The sequence below is a fragment of the Amycolatopsis sp. NPDC003676 genome (genome assembly GCF_053587275.1).
Genome location: NZ_JBSFNS010000228.1, coordinates 1 through 3,084, shown reverse-complemented (window position 1 = coordinate 3,084; position 3,084 = coordinate 1). Strand labels below are relative to the sequence as shown.

Genomic DNA, 3,084 nt, shown 5'->3' with positions numbered 1-3,084 from the left:
CGGAGTGGCCGGCCGAGTGCGCGCGAAGGCAACGGGGCGGGCCCGGGCGAGGGGGAACCGGGCCCGCCCGCCTTTCCCTTCCCGGCTCGACCTTGCCCGTGCCTTGGCCGCGGAGGTTCCGAGCGGGCTCGCCGTGGTGCTCGACCTCTCCGGCGGGCGGTCCGCGGAGGTTCCCGAGCGGGGCTTGCCGGGTCGCTCGACGTTGCCCGCAGGCTGGCCGCGGAGGTTCCGAGCGGGGTTTGCCGGGGCGCTCGACCTGGCACGCGGGCCGTCCGCGGGGGTTCCTGAACGGGGCTTGCCGTAGCGCTCGACGTTGTCTTTGGACTCGGCTGCGCGGTTCTTGGCGGGTTGAACTTTGTGCGTGCGAGGTCGGCGCTGTCTTTGGGCCCCGGCCGGGCGGCTCCGGGCGCGTCGAACGTCCGTCATCTTCGGGCCAGGGCGCCCGGCTCCGCGCGTGCCGAATGCTGCCAGTGCCGCTCGGCCGGGCCCGCCTGGGCCGCGCGGCTCGGGCGGGCCGAAACGCGTGCCGGTCGACCTTGCGTTCGGCGGCCGCGCGGCCCAGGATGCTTCCCGCCTCTTGACCTTCCCCTCGGGGACGGCCCCACGCTCAGGGCGTTCCGAACGAGGGAGACCCATGACGGACCTGCTGACCATCGGCGCGTTCGCGCGCCTGGCCCGCCTTTCGCCCAAAGCGCTGCGGCTCTACGACGAGATGAACCTGCTGCCGCCCGCCCGCGTCGACCCGGACACCGGCTACCGCTGGTACTCGCCGGATCAGCTCGACCGGGCCCGGCACGTCGTCCAGTTGCGCGGGCTCGAGATGCCGCTGCCGCGGATCCGGGCCGTCCTCGATCTGCCGCCGGACGCCGCGGCGGCCGAGGTCCGCGCGTACTGGGAGGAGCAGGAACGGGCGTGGCACGCGAAGCGGGAACTCGCCGGGTTCTTCCTCGACCAGCTGGCAGGGAAGGAAACCCCGATGTACGACGTGTCCGTTCGCGAAATGCCCGCCCGCACGCTCCTCACCACCTCTGAGCACCTGACCGCCGACCGGATCGGCGAGTTCGCCGCCCCGCTCTTCGCGTTCTTCGGCGGCCCGGCGATCCCGCGCCCGGAAGGCGGTGCCGGACGGCCTTTCCTGCGCTACCACGGAGAAATCAGCAATGACAGCGACGGCCTGGTCGAGTTTTGCTGCCCGATCGATCCCGACAGCGGGGAGATCGCCTTTCCGGAGATGACGCTCAGCACCGACGACGCGGGCCGAGAGGCTTACGTCACCGTGCCGAAGGCGAACATGATGACCGCGCTCGGCGCCGAATCGCTGCACCGCTGGCTGACCGACCACGATGTCGAGGCCGATTGGAAGCCGCGCCAGATCTTCCTGTGCGATCCCGGTGCGGCCGGCCTCGACGATCCGGTCTTCGAGCTGGCGGTCCGGCTGCGCTGAGACGTCCGGTTTCACCCGGTTCCGGCTGCTCGGGGATGTCGCGCTCGCGCGGTGCCGTCGATCATGTTGGGATGGCCGCGTTCTGCGAAGAGGGGAGCGCTCATGGCCCACGAGGCATCGCCGGGCAACCGGATCCGGGTGTGGTACCGACCGATGCGGGCGCGCGACACCAATGAAGGACACCGCGCGTCGACGCCGCTGGAATTGCTGTTCGACCTGTGTTTCGTGGTCGCCGTCGGCCAGGCCGCCGCGCAACTGCACCACGCGCTTTCCGAAGGCCACGTCGGGCACGGGGTGCTCAGCTTCGGGATGGTGTTCTTCGCGATCTGGTGGGGCTGGCTGAACTTCAGCTGGTTCGCCTCGGCGTTCGACACCGACGACGTGCCTTACCGACTCGCCACTCTCGTCCAGATCGCCGGCGGGCTGACCGTCGCAGCGGGCGTGGACAAAGCCTTCGGCGGCGACTTCACGATCGTGGTCATCGGGTACGTCCTGATGCGCCTGGCCGCGGTCACGCAGTGGCTTCGCGCGGCACGGCAAGCACCGGAGATCCGCTCGACCGCGTACTTCTACGCGCTCGGCATCACGCTCTGCCAGATCCTGTGGGTCGTCCGGCTCGCGATTCCCGGCACCGCGGGGTTCGTCAGCTTCTTCGTCGTCCTGGTCCTGGAACTCGCGGTGCCGGCGGTAGCGGAAGCGCGCACGACCACGCCGTGGCACTCGCATCACATCGCCGAGCGGTACGGGCTTTTCACGCTGATCGTGCTCGGCGAAACCGTGCTCAGCGCCACCAACGCGGTGAAAGAGGGGATCGCGGAGGGAGAGCACACGGGGGAGCTGGTGTCGCTGGCCGTCGCGGGCCTGGTCCTGGTGTTCTCGATGTGGTGGCTGTATTTCGACCAGCCGGGGCACGCCCGGCTCGAACGCGGTAACTCCCGATGGACCGCGTTGAGCTGGGGATACGGGCACTACCTGATTTTCGGTTCGGCAGCGGCGGTCGGCGCCGGGCTGGAACTGGCGGTCGGCTTCGACAGCGGGCAGGCGCACGTCAGCGGCATCGTGACCGCGCTGGCCGTGACGATCCCGGTCGCGATCTTCTTGCTCAGCGTGTGGCTGCTGCACATCGGACCGACCAACGAATGCCGTCCGATCGCGATCGGCTTCCCGGCGGCCGCGGTGCTCGTGCTCGCGGCGTCGTTCGGCCCGGCGCCGATCCACGTGACGGCGGCCCTGGCGGCGATCCTCGTCGGGGTCACGGTGATCGCGACGCACGGCGAGCGCGAGCCGGGCTGACCGCCCTCAGGCCTCGGCCGCCGGATCGACGCAGGTCAGGGGCTTGGCGCGAAAAAAGGGACCCCCCCTGTTCGAGGGCTGTTTCGGGCCGTGTAATGTTCTCTTCGTCGCCAGGGAAACCCGGCGGCCACCGGGAACACGAACCAAGCTCCCACAGTAGTGGTAGAGTGGGTGGTCCCAAACCTCCGGAGCTGAACCAGCCCCCGACGAAGCCTCGAGCTTCCCAGGGTGTAGAGTTGGACTCCGGAAAAACAAAAGCTTGAAATAACGCATCGAGTTGGGCCTGGTTGATTCCGGGGCTGGTTCGGGGTGTGTTGCTTGAGAACTCAACAGTGTGCTAGTGAACT

Annotated in this window: 2 protein-coding genes; both read left to right on the top strand. The window is 69.4% G+C overall.

Features of this window, described 5'->3' with window-relative positions:
- The first annotated feature begins 634 nt into the window (after window positions 1–634).
- A complete protein-coding gene (locus ACWDNU_RS45010) occupies window positions 635–1,444 on the top strand; it encodes a MerR family transcriptional regulator (RefSeq protein WP_449673353.1) in 810 nt (269 codons plus the stop codon).
- Between the two features lie 102 nt (window positions 1,445–1,546).
- Window positions 1,547–2,737: a low temperature requirement protein A gene (locus ACWDNU_RS45005; RefSeq protein ID WP_370939282.1), complete on the top strand. Its 1,191-nt coding sequence runs from the start codon at window positions 1,547–1,549 to the stop codon at window positions 2,735–2,737.
- Window positions 2,738–3,084 lie beyond the last annotated feature (347 nt).